Here is a 664-nt window from a genome sequence, read left to right as displayed (position 1 = left end):
AAACCATCACTGCCTTTAAAACGATGATTGTCTGGAATTTTCACAATGCCATTGACATAAGCAAGCGCTTGATGATCGGCAACAATGTCACTATCACGCGGCAAAACAATGGACCCATCCCCAAAAGCTTCCAAATAAGCCGGCATCTCTTTGCCATACCAATTTTGCGACAATTGCACTTCCCGCACCAGACCCCCATAACGCTGCGCCGCCTTTTCGGCTAAATAAGCCCCATTGCCCCGTGCATCCAAAGCGCCCCCCAACAAACGCGGCAAGCCATTCATCACATAAAATAAAATCTCTCTTTGTTGGTCAAACGGCGTATTGCGCAATTCCACCATAAAACGGACACGGCGCACCAGATCTTGTCCCACCTCCATCACCACAATCGACGTCGCATCGCCACTGCGCGCAAAATCAACACCAAAAACATGTTGGCGCCGCCGGTCAAGCCCAATATGAAGAGGTTTTATATGTTTCTCACACCAAGCAAAAGCAGCAACACTTCGTTGATGTTCCGATTGATTTTTAAAATCATCCACACAAGCAAAACGCAACACCGCAATACCTGGTGCGCAACAATTTTCAATCTGTAAGCGTGTTAAAGCAGCCCCTTCTTGATCGGCTGGTATGGCATCTAATTCTTGGCGCATCGCAGCCAAAC

At 47.9% G+C, this 664-nt stretch carries 1 pseudogene; it reads right to left on the bottom strand.

Annotated features, from left to right (window positions below):
• Nucleotides 1-664: pseudogene (locus ACFINO_RS10770) on the bottom strand (hypothetical protein); the annotation flags it as partial.

It is taken from the genome of Bartonella sp. AA83SXKL (assembly GCF_042196965.1).
In the GTDB taxonomy this organism is placed as follows: Bacteria; Pseudomonadota; Alphaproteobacteria; order Rhizobiales; family Rhizobiaceae; genus Bartonella.
Note: the sequence above shows the minus strand (reverse complement) of the source record. Positions and strands in the feature narration are given on the sequence as shown.